Source organism: Cupriavidus sp. D39, assembly GCF_026627925.1.
Taxonomy (GTDB): domain Bacteria; phylum Pseudomonadota; class Gammaproteobacteria; order Burkholderiales; family Burkholderiaceae; genus Cupriavidus; species Cupriavidus ulmosensis.
In genome coordinates this window covers 302,589-318,581 of sequence record NZ_JAPNLE010000009.1, presented here as the reverse complement: position 1 = coordinate 318,581, position 15,993 = coordinate 302,589, and the positions used below count along the sequence as shown (strand labels likewise).

Genomic DNA, 15,993 nt, shown 5'->3' with positions numbered 1-15,993 from the left:
ACCGAACGGCATCGCAATGTGCCAGAGTGGAAGATGTCACCACCACTACAGGAACGGAGGGACCCGAAATGAATGCTATGACATTTGGGCTGGATATTGCAAAGCATGTGTTCGTGCGACCTGAAAGTCGCCTGAATTTCTGTTTCACAGGAGAACGTATGACCTGACGAAACCGGTTGTTCCATCAACCGTTCCCTACCCAGACATGCGGAGCCGGTAACAGCTCGGTATGAAGCTCTGGGGACAACGTAGCCGCCGGATAACCGGTACGCCCAGCCGCGAGGCGAAGCGGAATCTGCCAGCGCGAAGGCGGAGAGGAGCAAGGGATGAGTGGGTACGACCAACACATGTGAACTTCTGATAAACGTCGTGATCTTTGACAAGCCAAACGTGCTGACAGGCTTGAACCAAAACGGTATGCGGTGAGGAGTGGTCTTTGAATACTGGGCCACCATGGACAACCAGCCGCCGGCGAAGAGGAAGGGTCCGCCCCGCTCGGAGATTCATGCGGAACAGGGTAAGCCCATAGCACTGCCGGCGACGGCAGGCGAACCGTAAGGAACGCTGCTGGTGCTGTGGGTAAAGGAATGCGGAGAAAGCGAACGCCCGGCTGTAATGGCCGGGATACGGACTGCAACATTGCCCGACACGAAAGTGGGCAGACTTCCGCAGGGTCATTCATGGCGAGAGAACCTTGACTAATCGTTATACGGGGAAGAGCAGATGACGGCGAGCGACGTGCAAGCGAGCGCGGCTGGTGCGTCCTCGCACCCGGCGCGGATGTGGGAGCAGGCAAACTGGTCGCACATCGCGGCCGACGTGAAACGACTTCAGGCGCGTATCGCTAAGGCAACATGGGAGGGCAGATGGGGCAAGGTGAAAGCCTTGCAACGTCTGCTGACCCGCTCGCATAGCGGCAAGATGTTGGCCGTGAAGCGTGTGACGGAAAATCGCGGTAAGAGGACGCCGGGGGTGGATGGCAGGATATGGTCGTCCCCGGCGGCCAGATGGAACGGAATGGTGTCGCTACGTCATCGCGGCTATCGTGCGATGCCGCTGCGGCGGGTTTACATTCCCAAGAGTAACGGCAAGAAGCGTCCGCTGGGAATTCCATGTATGCGGTGCCGGGCGATGCAGGCTTTATGGAAGCTCGCTCTGGAACCCGTCGCGGAGACCCTGGCAGACGCCAATTCCTACGGCTTTCGGCCCGAACGCTCGACCGCCGATGCCATCGAACAGTGCTTCAAGGTTCTGGCCAAGCGTGCCTCGCCAGAATGGATTCTGGAGGGTGACATTCGAGGTTGTTTCGACAACTTCAGTCATTCCTGGTTCCTGGAGAACATACCGATGGATAAGGGGGTTCTGCGCAAGTGGCTTCAGGCCGGATATATCGATGAGGGAACCCTGTTCGAGTCGTGGGCGGGTACACCCCAAGGGGGTGTCATCTCGCCCGTGATCGCGAATATGGCGCTGGATGGGCTTGAAGCAGCAGTTCATGCAAGTGTGGGAACATCCAAACTTGCTCGCAGCAAGGCTCAACTCAACGTCGTCCGCTATGCCGATGACTTTGTGGTGACTGGCGTATCGAAAGATGTGCTGGAATCCCGGGTGCTTCCCGCGGTTAGGCAGTTTATGGCCGCCCGATGCCTGGAACTCTCGGAAGAGAAGACCAGAATCACCAACATAGTGGAGGGTTTCGATTTCCTTGGCCAGAACGTGCGCAAGTACGGCGGCAAACTGCTGACCAAGCCAGCGAAGAAAAGTATCAAATCGCTGCTGGACAAGGCCAGGGAAGTCATCAAAGGCAACGCGAGTGCCACCCAAGAGGTGTTGATCCGTAGGCTGAACCCGATCATTCGGGGATGGGCTATGTATCATCGCCACGTCGTGGCAAAAGCGACCTTCTCGACGATAGACTCGCACATCTGGCACCTGCTCTGGAAGTGGGCAAGACGTAGGCACCCCACGAAAGGAGCCCGGTGGGTCAGGCAACGGTACTTCCGGCGAGACGGACACCGGTCCTGGGACTTTGCGACGAAGGGTTCAACCGAGGGTGACACCTGCGGCCTGCAACTCTTCCGCGCAACGACGGTCGCGATTCAGCGCCACGTCAAAATCCGGGGACTGGCCAATCCATTTGATCCAGCATGGGACATCTACCTTGCCCGCCGTCGATCCGCGAAACGCTCCGTCGGGCTGCCCGGTGCCATCCAATGGTGCTGAAGGAATGGCTTGAGCCGGATGCGGGGCGACTCGCACGTCCGGTTCTTAGGGGCGGCGGCGCAGTAATGCGTCGCTGCTACCCGACCAGCTGTACTGGGTTGACCCTGAGACTGGCGAGATACAAAACCGGCGATTCCAGCGTCAAAAGCTGATCGAGTTCCTAGCTCAGCGCAAAGGACGCGTGGCGCTGGAGGCATGCGGCAGCGGGCACTGGTGGGCTCGCAAGCTCCTCGAGATGGGCTATGAGGTGAAGCTGCTGCACGCGAAATACGTCCGTCCATTCGTGCGAACCAACAAGACAGATGCGGCGGATGCGCGCGCGATCTGGACGGCGGCGCAACAGCCGGGCATGCCCGCAGTGACGCCGAAGACAGTGGAGCAGCAGGCGACACTGGTGTTGCATCGGATGCGAGAGCAGCACATCAAGATGCGCACGATGATGATCAATGCCTTGCGCGGCGCGCTCTATGAGTTTGGCTTGAGCTTCAAGAAGGGGCGTCAGGCGGGCTTGGCGGAGATGCGCGAGCGGCTGGCCGAAGTGGAGGAAGACGTGCCGGCGAGGGTGTTCGAGGCGTTGCGCGAACAGTTCGAGCTGATCGGTCGGCTAGACAAAGGCATTGAGCAGTTGGAGGGACAGATCAAGGCCTGGTCCCAAACGCAGCCGGCGTGCAAGCGGCTGATGGCGATTCCAGGGATCGGCATGCTCACGGCCACGGCGCTGCTAGCGACGATCGGCGATGCGCAGGGCTTCGAATCGGGGCGGCAACTGTCGGCCTACCTGGGGCTGGTGCCGCGCCAGCGTGGCACTGGGGGCAAGGTGCAATTGGGGGCGATTAGCAAACGCGGAGACTGTTACCTGCGCATGCTGCTGATCCACGGTGCCAGAGCAGTCGTGTACCGGGCCAAGGACAAAGGGGCCTGGTGCGACCAACTGGCGCGCCGACGCCCGTCCAACGTGACGGTGGTGGCGATGGCCAACAAGGCGGCAAGAATTGCCTGGGCGGTGCTGAGGGGCAAGGAGCCGTATGAAAGAGACCACGAGCTGAAGAAGGCGGAGACGGCCAGGCAAATGGCGGATTCCGCGCTAGGTCAGCTGCGCCTACCAAAACCGTAGGCACAGCAGCCCTAGCTGCGGCTATTGAAGCAGGTTAATTGAATTCGACTAGCAGGTTGCGCGGGTAAATGTGACGTGATGGCAAGACAGGTTGGACCGCAAGAACGAGACCCTGATCGGTTACTAGTGCTTCGAGCACGCTGAAAAGACGAGGGCCGTTCTTGGCGAATTCCATAGGGGCCCGCAGGCTTGACCTGCATGAGGCCGGATATAAGGCTGCAACCAAATCCTCGCCGAGCATCATGAGATGATTTACCTGGCAAACCGGGGCGCGTTCATATAAGTAACCAAAAGAATGCGATCCTTGCAGGAGGCTGGCTTGTCGGGGTTGCGCAGCCCGGTGGTTTCGTCGTCAGGCCCCGGGTTTTAATGGACTCGTGCCGTTACCGGTTTGAATGGCCACGATACTGCGGATGACGCTGGTTTCGTGGTGAGACTGCTCGGTAGCGGCATCCCTGCTCATTCACCCATCTGCCGGTACCGGTGCAAAGCACCACGATATATCACACCGTGATGGTTTCGTGGTGGGGTTGGCGCGGTGGTGAAACCCTCGGATTTATTTTCTCGGTGCCACCGCGCCCACGACGAAAACGGGACGCCTGCAACTTCGTGGCCGCCCGCGCCGCGAGCGACAGACGGCTTGAAATTCGTGGTGGTGGCTACCGGTGGGGGCCACCACGAAACCCTGGGCATTGGCAGCGTCGTGATGATCTAAGGCAATGCTGATCAAGTCCTCCGATTCGTGAGAAGGCGCGTTATTTGAAGAATCACGAGCGCAAAGAGATGAACATGAAGCAGATGACGTTGGCAGCGGGTGCAGATCAATGTGCAGGTTTCGAGCAACACCGCAAGCCAACGCGACGTGAAGAGTTTCTGGCGACGATGGATCAGATCGTGCCGTGGGCGGCATTGTGCGCCGTGATTGAGCCCTACTATCCGAAGGCAGGCAATGGCCGGCGGCCCATTGGTCTGGAGCGGATGCTGCGCATCCACTTTCTGCAGCACTGGTTCAACCTGGCAGATCTGGCTTGCGAGGAAGCGCTATATGACAGCGCCAGCCTGCGCCGCTTCGTAGGAATTGACCTGGGTCGTGAGCCGGTGCCGGACGCCACCACGGTATTGAAGTTTCGGCGGCTGCTGGAGAAACATCAGCTTGCCGAACGGCTGTTCGCGGAGGTTGGCCGACTCCTGCAAGCCAATGGCGTGAAGCTGAAGACCGGCACAATTGTCGATGCCACAATTATTGGTGCGCCCAGCTCGACGAAAAATGAAGAGAAGTCGCGCGACCCCGAGATGCATCAGACCCGCAAAGGCCAGCAGTGGTACTTTGGCATGAAGTTGCACATTGGCGTGGATAGTCAGAGCGGGTTGGCCCATTCCGCGGTGGTGACGCCGGCCAACGTTCACGACAAGCATGCGCTGCCCCAGCTTCTGCATGGGGAGGAGCGGCGTGTGTACGGTGACAGCGCATACGCCAGTCAGCAGGAGCTGATCGCATCGAAGGCGCCGCACGCCAAGGACTTCACCAATCAGCGGACCCGCAGAAACGGGGAGATTGACGAAGTGCAACGCGGGAAGAACCGTAACAAATCGAAGATCCGGGCCCGGGTTGAGCATGTCTTCGCCGTGGTTAAGCGCCTGTGGGGCTTCACGAAAGTCCGCTACCGCGGCCTGAAGAAGAATGCCGGCCGAGCCTTCACGGCGCTGGCGCTGGCCAATCTCTATTTGAGTCGAGGGCATCTGATGGGAGCAGTCCGCCCGTAAAGGGCGAATGCGGGGCGGGCGCCCCGCCAACACACCCCAATTGGGGCGCGCGAGGGCAAATTCTCGTCGCCACAGCTATTTTTCCGGCCGAACGGGCTCCTGATCAACCTGCGTAACTCAATTTGCCCAGCTTGTTCAGCGTAGCCCTAAACTGGTAACGGCACGAGGTCATTAGAACCCGGGGCCGCACGACGAAATCATTGGGGTCCCCAATGACGCCACGCCAGCCTCCTGCAAGGATCGCTTTTTTGGTTACTTTCCTTTACGAGTAAAGAAAAGTGACATCTCACACGTTCTAAAACGGCAACACCGTACAGCCGCGACAGCAGCTAGAAGCATGAAAACCCCGCCCACAAGAGCCCCCCGCGTCAGCGGGCCACAAGCAATACACATCGCACCTTTCCCCCAACCTACAATTCCTGCTCCAAGCTCAACAGACTTTGCGAACGAATCAGCGGAACGGGACACTAGCCCAGGGCAAGCGCATGGGCCGCCCGACGCACCTGCAAGGGCCGCTAACCGGGACGCTTTACCGATCCGGTTAGCACCGCAAGCCACCGCCAGCAAGCAAGCAATGCGTTGACGTTGCCTCGGCGGAAATGCGGCAGGCTAATGGATACCGCCACAACGGACGATTCCTGCAATCTCGGCCCGGGATACCGTCAGTTCCTCACCTAGTTCCAGCCCATCGAAGGCTATGAGTGAGGTCGCGTCGCGCTCGATCCCCAAGAGGACGCAGGTCCAGGATTCCGGACCTGCACTGGCGGTTACTCGCAGATCGAACACCACTTCGGGATCCATGCTGCTATGCACAGTGACCAGATCTCCCGCCGCCGGGCCATCCTCGCGAACGAGTCGACGGCCCGTCGCCTCCGCCAGGCTACGAGCTAACTCTATGTAGCCTTTGGAAAACCTACCTTCCTGCATGGCGCCACTCCCGATCGAAGTCGAATTTTACAAAGTGTAGGCCCCCCACCGCGAGAACGCCATACAGGATTATTTAAACCTGATTTCGTCTTTTACGACCGGCGAAACTCCATGACATGAAGAATATGACGGCTTCGGGCCGACCTCGGCAAGGGGAGATCCAGCCTTGAACGCACGGCGCCCGGTCAGATGCCCCGGGCGGCCGACGTCCTTGTCAGGCCTCCTTACTCGAGGGCAGCATAGCTAACCTGCCATTCGAACCAGCTAATGCTGTCGCGAGGGTTGTTTTGGACCGCCTGAATGGTGAAGCTTTGCGGGGTTGGGAATTTTACGCGCAATCCGGGCCATGGCTCGGGCTTGGGGTCGTTATCGTAGATATGTATGGGAAGAACCGTCACCGACACAATGCCGTAGCCAGCCGGGACAGCCGGCGTCACTTGCATGGGGAGTTCGGCATTGCCCGTTACGCCGGAGAGCCAGCCAATGCGTGCGGGACTGGCTCCATATGGACCAAGCAGGGCCTGCCATCCGAACCAATCGATACTGTCGCGGGGCCCGGTGCCATCTGAACTGAGAAAGATATTTCCCGCCTCCGTGAACTCCGCGCTCAGACCGGGCCAGGGCTCGGGATTCGGATCATTGTTGTAGATATGGATCGGGAGAATCGATACCCCCGCAATGGAGACGTCGCGCGCGAGGCCCGTGTTAATTTTCTGCGGCAATGATGCGTTGGCGGTGACGCCGCAGACCCAGCCCCTTGGTTGATAACCGGCAGGCGCCTGGCCATATGTCACCTGCCATTCGAATGACTGAATTGAATCGCGAGGATTGTAGGGTTCCGCTCGAAGGATAAAGCCGCGGCCATCGGTTGTGAAGGTCACCACCAGACCGGGAAATGGTTCCGGATGGGGATCGTTGGAATAGATGTGGATGGGCAGCACCGCGATGCCCAGGATTATCGCCCCGCTGGGCAGTTCGGGAACGACAGAGATGGAGCCATCGCGTTGCAGCGTGTTTTCTGCACTCCCAGAGATCCATCCGGAAGGGTAAAAGCCGATCAGTTTATTGTCAGGCATGGGTACTCCCGTAAATTTGATCCGTCGGTTAAACTTTATGATAAATATTTCATAAAGTATTTAATGAATATTTTTATTACTTTTGGCGACCGCGCTGAAGTATTGGTCCAGGCGTTGCTACATGCCAGTGAATAATCTTTACATCTGGTGGAAAGTGGCGTGCGGGTCGGATCTTGCTCTTCCGATCGTTTTAGGCGGTGCCGCCGCGCAGCCGTGACAGGATGCTCCGCTCCCGGGCAATTGCCTTTTATGCCCCACGAGCGAATGCGTAGGTTGAGTGGAGAACTCTTGCCACCGCACTTCGACGAAGCATATGAGGTGCGCTCCCCGCACAATTCAAGATACCCGGGAATCACATACCAGGGTTTTCACGGTATCTTCATGTTCCGCTGCCACACTGGCCGGCTGTGCTTGAGTCTTGTGGCGAGAGGTTTTATCACATCGTGATACAAATTGAATCAGGCTTGTCATAGGAGCGTTCAAGCGATAACCTGCTGCACCAAATAGTTGCGCGGCATCAGTAGTGGGTACTGACCCGCAGCATCAACAGAGTGCCACGGCGGCCTACAGCCACATCGAGCACTGACCGGAGACCTTTTCATGCTGACCCACGTTTATCTCCGTCCGGCTTCCCAAGCCGATACGGGAAACCTAGCTGCATTGCTAACTCAATGCGGCCTGGCCACGGAGAATCTGGAGGAGATTCTCGACAGCTTCCAAATTGCGCTTTGTGATGACCGTCTTGTTGGCTGTGCCGCCGCAGAGTGTCATGGGCAATCCATTGTTATCCGGTCCGTCGCTGTGGAGCCTGCTTATCGTGATAGAGGTATCGCGAGCCGCCTCGTCGAAAAGCTCCTGGTCCGCGCTCGCGGTACCGAGGCACGCCACGCGTTTCTCCTATCCACATCGGCTCCTGCCTATTTCGCGCGCTGGGGCTTCTCCCGTATCCCTGTTGATGAGGCTCCGCCTGAGCTTCAAGCCTCGCCCGAGTTCCGGAACGCCGCGCGATCCTCTGCGTTGTGCATGCATTGCGAGCTCAGATAGCCTAGATAGCCCCGGGAACGTCACCAGGCTCGCAGGTATCCGGTGACCCGCAACGCACGCGGCGAGGCGCCATTACCTGAGCGCAGTCTTTGGCACGAAGGCCGCCCCTGCGCCACCCTGGCCACGACTTTGGGCAACACGGTGAACTGGAGATAGTCGTCGCATAGCCCAATAGGAACACAAGCAACTGTGTGCGCCGACCTGCACAGCCGGCGCATCGGAGATGCCTGAGACAAAGCGCCGCTTCGGCGGTAATGCCGTTCAGTTAAGCGCCTTTGACGAGGCTGCGCCGGAGCAGAAAACGATACACGGGGACGTGATTCGCTCAGCGTCCCTTACCGCCACGATTTCGCCCTCGCCATCGAAGCTGGGCAGACCTCAGCTCTTTCTCGCCGTCTTCGCAACAAACGGCGTTGGCATGTGCTGCACCGTCTTGCTGCCGCACTTGGGGCAAGACGGGTGGCCGGCTTCATGTTCGGCGAGATGTTCCGCGCGGTCGAAAACCTCACCGCATTTTTCACAACGGTACTGATAGGTGGGCATGACGCGCCTCCATCCTGCTTGGTGCAGGGACACGCTGGATCTTGCGATGCCAGCGACTTCCGGCTGTTCGGCACTCCATTCTAGGATACTGTCTCGGCAAGCGAGGCGATAAGGGAATAACGGAATATCTTCTCCATGGCGTTCCGGAGCTTCCGTTCTGGCGAATCTCCTGGCAGCCTCGCATGCCCAGTACCGCATCAGGCACCTATGCTTCACACCGCGCTCATTGCGTGCTTATTATTGAAACATACGCGTGCTTGCACAAAGCATGACCACGATCGTCGGTCAGGAGTTGACGATGAAAAAGCCGCACAAGGTGGATTCTGGCAAGACGCGGCGAACCGGTTCACCGGGTCGGCCGCGCACGGATCGCACCATTCCCAGCATCCTGGATTCCACTGAACTGGAAGACGTGTGGGAGAACATCGAGGAGGCCGTTGACGAATTCACCGAACGGGCGGCAGAACCGATCGATTTCCCCCATGGCCATGACCCGGACGAGGATGACGCGCCGGAAGAAGGCATGAACGAGATCACGCGCGCCGCCGAGAGTATTCCCGCGGATACCCCCGCGGACCGGGCGGACCGGAGCGCGGAGCGGGAAGAGCACCCGCCTGCACCGCCCAACATCGATGACGTGCTGGACAAGGACTTGATGCCCGATCCGGCCGACGATGCGCCGCGCGCCGGTAAGCATCGCAAACGCTAGGAGACGCGCTCCATGGTCGCTGCCCGCGCCCGCTCCAGGGGGCGACCTGCTCCAGCTTGCAGGGTGCGCAGCCAGGCGTGCCCCTATACTCAAGGCGTGACAGGCAATTCCTGGCGTGACGGCGGCACAGAGCATAAGGGGCAATCGCGGTGCCATGCAAAACGAGAGCGCGGCACCATGGCAGCCTGGAGCATCTTCGCTGCCAGCCGATAAGGATGCACCATGAGCAATCATCGGTACGTGGTCATCATTGACCAACCCAAGGACGTCTCCGACGAGCAGATGGCCGAATACATCAAGCTTGCCATCAGCGCCTGGGGCGCGGGATTGCCACCGCCGCCCCAGGACAGCCCATTCTTCGACCTGGACGTGGTTTCGGTAACCAGCACCGGCAAACTACACAAGAACGAGTCATGAGCCACCGTCACCGGCCAGCGTCCCAGTGGAGGTACGTATGCGCTTCGAAGCATTTTCCTTTGGGTCCGTCTGTATTGACGGCGTGACCTACCAGCATGACGTGGTCATCGATCAGGGTAAGGTTCGCAAACGCAAGAAGAGGCCATCCAGGCAATTCCGTGAAGCATTCGGGCATACACCGCTATCCGTCAGGGAAGACATACCCTGGAATTGCAGCCAGCTGGTTATCGGCACCGGCACCGGTGCGTTGCCGGTGATGGAAGATGTGAAGCGCGAGGCCAGGCATCGCCACGTCGAACTGGTCATTCTTCCGACCGCCGAAGCCATCGCAAGGCTGGAGGAGCACCCCCGCAGCGCCAATGCGATCCTGCACCTCACCTGCTAGACAGAATGCATTGACGCCAGCATCGAACTGGCCGCTTTCCTCATGCGCCGGGCGGCCATGATGTCCGACGCCGATGCCGCCCTCGCCGATAAGGAGGCGCCAGCATGGGCAGCCAACCGATCACCGTCATCACCGGCGCGAGTCGCGGCCTGGGCCGCGCAGCCGCGAGCCATCTAGCCACGGTGGAAGGCCACCTGGTCGTCGCCACGGCGCGCAAGCCGGCGGACCTCGAGGCGTTGCGGGCCCGGCTCGCGCTTACCGGCCACTCGCTCGCATGCCAGCCGCTCGACGTCACCGACGATCATTCGGTGGCCGCGCTGGCCATGTGGCTGGCCGAACGCTTCGGTCGCGTAAACGTGCTGATCAACAACGCCGGCGTCTCGCTCGATCACTACAGCACCAGCTTGCTCGAACTGCCGTTCGAGACCTTGCGCACCACCCTGGAAACCAATCTCTTCGGCGTATTGCGGGTCACACAGGCATTGGCACCCCTGCTGCGCGCCAGCCGCGCCGGCCGGGTGGTCAATCTGGCTTCCGGCATGGGTCAGCTCGCGGACATGGCCAGCGGCGTGCCGGCCTACCGTATCTCAAAGACGGCGCTAAATGCCGTCACGCGCATCCTGGCCGCCGAGATGGCCGACAGCGGCGTCAAGGTCAATTCGGTGTGCCCTGGCTGGTGCCGGACCGACCTGGGTGGCCTCGATGCACCGCGTTCGCCCGAGCAGGGCATCGACACCGTCGTCTGGCTCGCGACGCTGCCTGAAGCCGGGCCCAGCGGCGGCTTTTTCCGTGATCGCCAGCCGATTCCGTGGTAGCGCGGCGCGCCCGAACGCCCGTCGTACCACCACGGCGTTGACGCTGTGCTATCTTGGAAAAGTCGAGCGTTCAATATCGGGAGGACGCCAAATGTCAGTGATCGCGCCGGACGAAAAAACGGATTTCGTCGCCATCTTGCACCGTCACCAGCTTGCCGAGGCTGATTTTTTGCTTCAGGAAACCGACACGACCGACGTCGTCGACGAGGTCTACCCTCTCCAGGGCTATGTCACCGTCGTCCGCAGGTCGACGCTCAAGGAAATGGAGTACCGAATCGGACATGGCACCGCATGGACCACGGAATTTGAAAAAGACCTGGCGCGGGGTACGTTCGGGTGAACGGAATCGGAATCAACAACGATCCGACGTTACAGGCTTTCCAATTGAAAAGTCTCGTCAAAGGGTTCATGTGCAACGATCGCGAGTTGACCGTCACGGAGCGGATTCACCGCTGCCCTCCGGTAGCAACGCTACCGAGAATGATGATGACAAGATCGTGCTGCGCTGATCCTTAAAGAAGCGTAAGGGGCATGAGCCCCTTCCCTGCGCGATGTGCTCTCCTGTTACTGCAGCTCGATCTTCGCGATCGCCGCCAGCCGCTTCCAGCGCGCTATCTCGTCCTTCTGGTAGCCGCGCAGTTCCGCCGGCGTGGACAGGATCAGCGAGGTGGACTGGCGCTGGTAGTACTCCTTGACGTCGTCGGCGGCGCCGGCCTGGGCGAACAGTTCGCCCAGGCGTTGCGCGATGGGCGCAGGTGTCTTGGCGGAGACCGCCGCCGCCACCCAGTTGTAGGCCAGGAAGTCCGGCACGCCGGCTTCGGCCGCGCTCGGCACGCCCGGCAGCAGCGGTGAGCGCTGGGGCGCGGTATAGGCCAGCGCGCGCACCTTGCCGCCCTTGACCAGCTCGATCGCGCCGCTGGCGTCCACCACGGCGAAGTCCACGTTGGCGGCCATCACGCCATTGATCGCGTCGCCCGCGCCCTTGTAGGGCACGCCCGTGGTTTTCATGCGGCTTTGCTCGTTCAGCCATTCGCTGTACAGCGTGTACGACACCGAGCCGGTGCCGTAGTTGAGCGCGCCGGGCCGCTTGCGCGCATCCTCCACCAGCGCCTTGAGCGTGTGGTACGGCGAGCTGGCGGGCACGATGATCAGGCACGGCCCGCGCGACAGCAGCGTGATGGGAGTGAAGTCGGTCAGCGGGTCGTAGGGTAGCTTGCGGAAGGTCGCGGCATTGGTGGACAGCGTGGAGTTGCTGCCGATAAACACCGTGTATCCGTCGGCCGGCGCGCTGAGCAGTGTCTGGACGCCGATAAAGCCGTTGCCGCCCGGCTTGTTCTCCACCACCACGCCCTGCCCTGTCAGCTCGCCGATCTTCTTGGCGAACATGCGGGCGGTCATGTCGGTGCCGCTGCCGGACGGGAACGGCACGATAAAGCGGATCGGCCGGCTGGGAAATGCCTGCGGCTGCGCCAGCGCGGCGAACGGCGCGCCTGCCAGGCCAGCCGCGACGGCGGCGCCGGCCAGGATGGCGAAGCGGCGCCGCGAGCCGCTCATGGGTCGGGTCATGTTGTCTCCTTGGTCCTCCGCCCGGCAGTGCGTTCCGCCGGTGCGGGTGTGTCGATGGTTCGGGGGATTCCGTGGTTCGATGTTGCAGCGTGCTAACGCTTGAGGCCGAGCAGGTCCCGCGCGATGACCCAGCGGTGCACTTCGGAAGGGCCTTCGTAGATGCGCATCAGCCGCGTCTCGTTGGCCATCTGCTGCAGCGGCATTTCCTTGGTCATGCCCATCGCGCCGAAGGCCTGCATGGCGTGGTCGATCACGTCCCAGGCCATCTCCGTGGCGAACACCTTGATCATCGAGACCTGGGTGCGCGCCTCGTCGCCGGCGTCGATGCGCGCCGCAGCCTCGTAAGTCATCAGGCGGCAGGCGTGGATGCGGGTGGCGGCATCGGCCACCCACCACTGGATGGCCTGCCGGTCCGCCAGCGCGGCGCCGAAGGTGCGGCGCTGCGGCGCGTACTCGCACAGCATGTCGAGCGCGCGCTGGGCGCGGCCAATGCACCAGGCCGCCATCTGCACGCGCCGGCTGGACAGCCGTGCCTGCATTGGCGCAAAGCCCTGGCCTTCCACGCCGAGCAGCTGCGTGCGCGCAACGCGGCAGTCTTCCAGCACCACCTCGTAAGTGGAGGCACCGCCGATCATGGGGATGCGCCGTTCCACCTTGAAGCCGGGCGTGCCGCGATCGACCAGGAAGGCGGAGATGCCGCCGCGGGCGCCGCGAGTCTTGTCGGTGACGGCCATCACGATGGTCCAGTCGGCACGGGCGGCGCGGCTGATCCAGATCTTGCGGCCGTTGAGCACCCAGTCGTCGCCGTCGCGTTCGGCGCGGGTGGTCATCATGGCCGGGTCGCCGCCGGCGCCGGGCTCGGATATGGCGATGGCGGAGATGGTTTCGCCGCGCGCGTACGGTTCCAGGTAGCGAGCACGCTGGGCCGCGTCGGCGGTCTTGAGCAGCATGCGCAGATTCGGCGAATCGGGCGGCAGGTCATAGGGCGTGACGGTCTTGCCCAGTTCCTCGTTGACGCCGACCATGGCCACCACCGGCAGGTCGGCGCCGCCCATCTCGGCCGGCGCGTCAAGGCCCCATAGGCCCAGCTCGCGCGAGAGTCCGTCCAGCTTGTCCTGCTCCTGCGGCAGCAGCATGAGCTGGCCGCCTTCTGCCTCGCGGGCCAGCACGCCCGCTTCGAGCGGAATCAACTGCTCGCGCACAAAGCGCGCCACCAGGTCCTTGAGCATCTGGTGTTCTTCTTCCAGGGCGAAGTTCATGCCTTGTCTCCTTTGTTGTTTTTGCGCACCGCTTCAGGCGGCGTCCCGGCCGCCCGCCACCAGGGCGATGTCTTCAGGCGCCAGCCCGGCTTCGCGCAGCACTTCGTCGGTGTGCTCGCCCAGCGTGGGCGCGTGGCGGCGCAGTGACAGCGGCGTGGCGGAGAAACGCGCCGTGGGCCGCATCTCGCGCAGCGGGCCCTCGGTGGGATGCTCGGTCTGCTGGAACAGCCCGACCGCTTCCAGGTGCGGATGCGCCGGCAATTCGTCCGGTGTGTAGATTGGCGTGGCGGGGATGTCCAGCGTCTCGAACAGCGCCATCCACGCCGCCGTGGTGCGGGCCGGCGTGATTTCCGCGAGGTGCTGGTACAGCGCGCGGATATGGGCGTTGCGCTGCGCGCGGCTGGCGATGTTGTACTTGTCGGCCAGGTCGTCGCGGCCCACAGCGTGGAAAAAGGCTTTCCAGTGGCGGTCGGTGTACGGTAACGCGCAGATCCAGCCGTCCGCGGTCTGCGCCGGCCGCCGCCCGCCCTGCAGCAGGCGCGCATAGCCGGCCGCGCCGGTGGCGGGCTCGAAGGTCAGCCCGGCCAGGTGCTCGGCCATCACGAAGCTGGCCATGGTCTCCAGCATCGGTACCTCCACCGCTTGCCCACTGCCGTGGCGCTCGCGATGCAGCAGCGCGGCCATCACCGCGTTGGCCAGCGCCATCCCGGTGGTCTTGTCGGCGATCAGGCTGGGCACGTACTCGGGCCGGCTGCCCGCGGCGGAGCCCAGCGACACCAGCCCGCAAGCCGCCTGGATGATGTCGTCGAAGGCTGGCTTGTCGCGGTGCGGGCCGTCCTGGCCGAAGCCGGTGGCCACGCAGTAGACGATGCGCGGGTTCAACGCCGCCACCGCGGCGTAGCCGAAGCCCAGCCGCTCGATGGCGGCCACGCGCATGTTGTGGATCAGCACATCGGCGCCGGCGATCAGGCGGCGCAGCGCCGCCGCGCCCGCGGGTGTCTTCAGGTCCAGCACCACTGAGCGCTTGTTGCGGTTGAGCGCCAGATAGATCGAACTCATGCCGGGGTTGCGCGACACGCCGTTGGCGCGCATGAGGTCGCCTTCCGGCCCTTCGATCTTGATGACGTCCGCGCCCAGGTCGGCCAGCGATTGTGTGGCCAGCGGGCCCAGCACCACCGAAGTCAGGTCAAGCACGCGGATGCCGTCGAGCGGGCCGGCGCAGACGGGTTTCTGCTCTTGCATGCGGCCCCCTCAGCGGCGCTGGAAGACCGGCGCGCGGCGCTCGGCCATCGCCGCCACGCCTTCGCGGAAATCCGCGGTGGCGAACTGCACGCGCTGGATGGCCAGCTCACGCTGGTTAGCCTCCACGATGCGATCGGCCAGGCCCAGGCGCAGCGTCTCGCGCGTGCTTTCCACGGCCAGCGGCGCCGAGGCCGCGATATCGTGCGCGAGCGCCAGCGCGTGGGCACGCACCTCGGCCTGCGCCACCAGTTCGTCGGCCAGACCGATGCGCACCGCTTCCTCGCCGCCGATGCGCCGGCCCGTGTACAAGAGCAGCGCGGCCTGCTGCTCGCCCACCAGGCGCGGTAGCGTCACGCTCATGCCAAAGCCGGGATGGAAGCCGAGCCGGTTGAAGCTGGCGGAAAAGCGCGCTTCGCGGCATGTGACGCGGAAATCCGCCACCAGCGCCAGGCCCAGCCCCGCGCCGATCGCGGCACCTTCCACCGCCGCCACGATGGGCTTGCGGTTGCGATACAGCTTCATGGCCTGCGCGTAGAAGGCCGACGGATCGCGCGAGACGCTGCCCTGGTCGGCGCCGCTGAAATCGGCCCCGGCGCAGAAGGCGCCCACGCCGGACGACAGCACAACGGCGCGGCAGCTGTCGTCCTCGTCGAGCTGCAGCAGCGCTTCTGCCAGCCGGCGCATGACATCGGCGTCGACAAAATTGTGGGGCGGGCGGGAGATCTCGATCTGCGCAACGTGCTGGTCACGTGTCAGGACGATTTCGGGGGTGGATGCCGAGGTCATGGCGAAGGGCTCCGGGAAGTGGACAGGCACCCAGTATTCGCCGATGCGCCTTGCCGCGCTACACTATAATTTCGGATACTGAAATTAATTGCAGCACCATCGGCGATGGACTGCCGGGGCCGC

At 62.3% G+C, this 15,993-nt stretch carries 16 protein-coding genes; 9 read left to right on the top strand and 7 right to left on the bottom strand.

What is annotated here, in order from left to right; genetic code table 11:
- The first annotated feature begins 723 nt into the window (after window positions 1-723).
- From ltrA to OMK73_RS13010, 3 genes are all read left to right on the top strand, one after another.
- A complete protein-coding gene (ltrA, locus tag OMK73_RS13020) occupies window positions 724-2,223 on the top strand; it encodes a group II intron reverse transcriptase/maturase (RefSeq protein ID WP_267602420.1) in 1,500 nt (499 codons plus the stop codon).
- A 73-nt stretch (window positions 2,224-2,296) separates the two neighbouring features.
- Window positions 2,297-3,337 carry an IS110 family transposase gene (locus tag OMK73_RS13015; RefSeq protein ID WP_267606358.1) on the top strand — a complete coding sequence of 347 codons (1,041 nt, stop codon included), beginning with the start codon at window positions 2,297-2,299 and terminating at the stop codon, window positions 3,335-3,337.
- A 789-nt stretch (window positions 3,338-4,126) separates the two neighbouring features.
- Window positions 4,127-5,101, top strand: a complete 975-nt coding sequence (locus tag OMK73_RS13010; RefSeq protein ID WP_267601347.1) for an IS5 family transposase — start codon at window positions 4,127-4,129, stop codon at window positions 5,099-5,101.
- A gap of 609 nt (window positions 5,102-5,710) precedes the next feature.
- Here OMK73_RS13010 and OMK73_RS13005 read toward each other — a convergent pair.
- Entirely contained in the window at window positions 5,711-5,902 is a 192-nt protein-coding gene (locus OMK73_RS13005) for a hypothetical protein (RefSeq protein ID WP_267602419.1), read from the bottom strand.
- A 350-nt stretch (window positions 5,903-6,252) separates the two neighbouring features.
- Entirely contained in the window at window positions 6,253-7,104 is an 852-nt protein-coding gene (locus tag OMK73_RS13000) for a hypothetical protein (RefSeq protein WP_267602418.1), read from the bottom strand.
- Between the two features lie 600 nt (window positions 7,105-7,704).
- Between OMK73_RS13000 and OMK73_RS12995 the strand changes: the two genes are divergently transcribed.
- Window positions 7,705-8,148 (top strand): GNAT family N-acetyltransferase, encoded by a 444-nt coding sequence (locus OMK73_RS12995; protein ID WP_267602417.1) that lies wholly within the window; start codon window positions 7,705-7,707, stop codon window positions 8,146-8,148.
- Window positions 8,149-8,526: 378 nt separating this feature from the next.
- Here OMK73_RS12995 and OMK73_RS12990 read toward each other — a convergent pair whose 3' ends face one another.
- The gene (locus OMK73_RS12990; RefSeq protein ID WP_267602415.1) at window positions 8,527-8,691 is read right to left on the bottom strand and encodes an FmdB family zinc ribbon protein; all 165 of its coding nucleotides are present in this window, start codon (window positions 8,689-8,691) and stop codon (window positions 8,527-8,529) included.
- Between the two features lie 268 nt (window positions 8,692-8,959).
- On the opposite strand from OMK73_RS12990, the gene OMK73_RS12985 reads away from it, so the two are divergent.
- The 5 genes from OMK73_RS12985 (at window position 8,960) to OMK73_RS12965 (ending at window position 11,357) form a co-directional block, all read left to right on the top strand.
- On the top strand, window positions 8,960-9,400 hold the full coding sequence (locus OMK73_RS12985) for a hypothetical protein (RefSeq protein ID WP_267602413.1): 441 nt from the start codon (window positions 8,960-8,962) through the stop codon (window positions 9,398-9,400).
- A gap of 222 nt (window positions 9,401-9,622) precedes the next feature.
- Window positions 9,623-9,817 (top strand): hypothetical protein, encoded by a 195-nt coding sequence (locus OMK73_RS12980; RefSeq protein ID WP_267602412.1) that lies wholly within the window; start codon window positions 9,623-9,625, stop codon window positions 9,815-9,817.
- Window positions 9,818-9,854: 37 nt separating this feature from the next.
- Entirely contained in the window at window positions 9,855-10,202 is a 348-nt protein-coding gene (locus tag OMK73_RS12975) for an MTH938/NDUFAF3 family protein (protein WP_267602411.1), read from the top strand.
- Between the two features lie 104 nt (window positions 10,203-10,306).
- Window positions 10,307-11,017 carry an SDR family oxidoreductase gene (locus OMK73_RS12970; RefSeq protein WP_267602410.1) on the top strand — a complete coding sequence of 237 codons (711 nt, stop codon included), beginning with the start codon at window positions 10,307-10,309 and terminating at the stop codon, window positions 11,015-11,017.
- Between the two features lie 91 nt (window positions 11,018-11,108).
- Entirely contained in the window at window positions 11,109-11,357 is a 249-nt protein-coding gene (locus OMK73_RS12965; protein ID WP_267602409.1) for a hypothetical protein, read from the top strand.
- Between the two features lie 224 nt (window positions 11,358-11,581).
- Here OMK73_RS12965 and OMK73_RS12960 read toward each other — a convergent pair whose 3' ends face one another.
- From OMK73_RS12960 to OMK73_RS12945, 4 genes are all read right to left on the bottom strand, one after another.
- Window positions 11,582-12,583 carry a Bug family tripartite tricarboxylate transporter substrate binding protein gene (locus OMK73_RS12960; RefSeq protein WP_267602408.1) on the bottom strand — a complete coding sequence of 334 codons (1,002 nt, stop codon included), beginning with the start codon at window positions 12,581-12,583 and terminating at the stop codon, window positions 11,582-11,584.
- Between the two features lie 92 nt (window positions 12,584-12,675).
- Window positions 12,676-13,842 (bottom strand): acyl-CoA dehydrogenase family protein, encoded by a 1,167-nt coding sequence (locus OMK73_RS12955; RefSeq protein WP_267602407.1) that lies wholly within the window; start codon window positions 13,840-13,842, stop codon window positions 12,676-12,678.
- Between the two features lie 33 nt (window positions 13,843-13,875).
- Entirely contained in the window at window positions 13,876-15,084 is a 1,209-nt protein-coding gene (locus tag OMK73_RS12950; protein WP_267602406.1) for a CaiB/BaiF CoA transferase family protein, read from the bottom strand.
- A 9-nt stretch (window positions 15,085-15,093) separates the two neighbouring features.
- Window positions 15,094-15,870 (bottom strand): enoyl-CoA hydratase/isomerase family protein, encoded by a 777-nt coding sequence (locus OMK73_RS12945; RefSeq protein WP_267602405.1) that lies wholly within the window; start codon window positions 15,868-15,870, stop codon window positions 15,094-15,096.
- Window positions 15,871-15,993 lie beyond the last annotated feature (123 nt).

Coding starts and splice junctions, on each gene's coding strand:
- OMK73_RS12965 (WP_267602409.1), top strand. CDS start 11,109: ATGTCAGTGATCGCGCCGGACGAAAAAACGGATTTCGTCGCCATCTTG.
- OMK73_RS12955 (WP_267602407.1), bottom strand. CDS start 13,842: ATGAACTTCGCCCTGGAAGAAGAACACCAGATGCTCAAGGACCTGGTG.
- OMK73_RS12960 (WP_267602408.1), bottom strand. CDS start 12,583: ATGACCCGACCCATGAGCGGCTCGCGGCGCCGCTTCGCCATCCTGGCC.
- OMK73_RS12945 (WP_267602405.1), bottom strand. CDS start 15,870: ATGACCTCGGCATCCACCCCCGAAATCGTCCTGACACGTGACCAGCAC.
- OMK73_RS13005 (WP_267602419.1), bottom strand. CDS start 5,902: ATGGATCCCGAAGTGGTGTTCGATCTGCGAGTAACCGCCAGTGCAGGT.
- OMK73_RS12950 (WP_267602406.1), bottom strand. CDS start 15,084: ATGCAAGAGCAGAAACCCGTCTGCGCCGGCCCGCTCGACGGCATCCGC.
- OMK73_RS12980 (WP_267602412.1), top strand. CDS start 9,623: ATGAGCAATCATCGGTACGTGGTCATCATTGACCAACCCAAGGACGTC.
- OMK73_RS12975 (WP_267602411.1), top strand. CDS start 9,855: ATGCGCTTCGAAGCATTTTCCTTTGGGTCCGTCTGTATTGACGGCGTG.
- OMK73_RS12970 (WP_267602410.1), top strand. CDS start 10,307: ATGGGCAGCCAACCGATCACCGTCATCACCGGCGCGAGTCGCGGCCTG.
- OMK73_RS12995 (WP_267602417.1), top strand. CDS start 7,705: ATGCTGACCCACGTTTATCTCCGTCCGGCTTCCCAAGCCGATACGGGA.
- OMK73_RS13000 (WP_267602418.1), bottom strand. CDS start 7,104: ATGCCTGACAATAAACTGATCGGCTTTTACCCTTCCGGATGGATCTCT.
- OMK73_RS12985 (WP_267602413.1), top strand. CDS start 8,960: ATGACCACGATCGTCGGTCAGGAGTTGACGATGAAAAAGCCGCACAAG.
- OMK73_RS12990 (WP_267602415.1), bottom strand. CDS start 8,691: ATGCCCACCTATCAGTACCGTTGTGAAAAATGCGGTGAGGTTTTCGAC.
- OMK73_RS13010 (WP_267601347.1), top strand. CDS start 4,127: ATGAAGCAGATGACGTTGGCAGCGGGTGCAGATCAATGTGCAGGTTTC.
- ltrA (WP_267602420.1), top strand. CDS start 724: ATGACGGCGAGCGACGTGCAAGCGAGCGCGGCTGGTGCGTCCTCGCAC.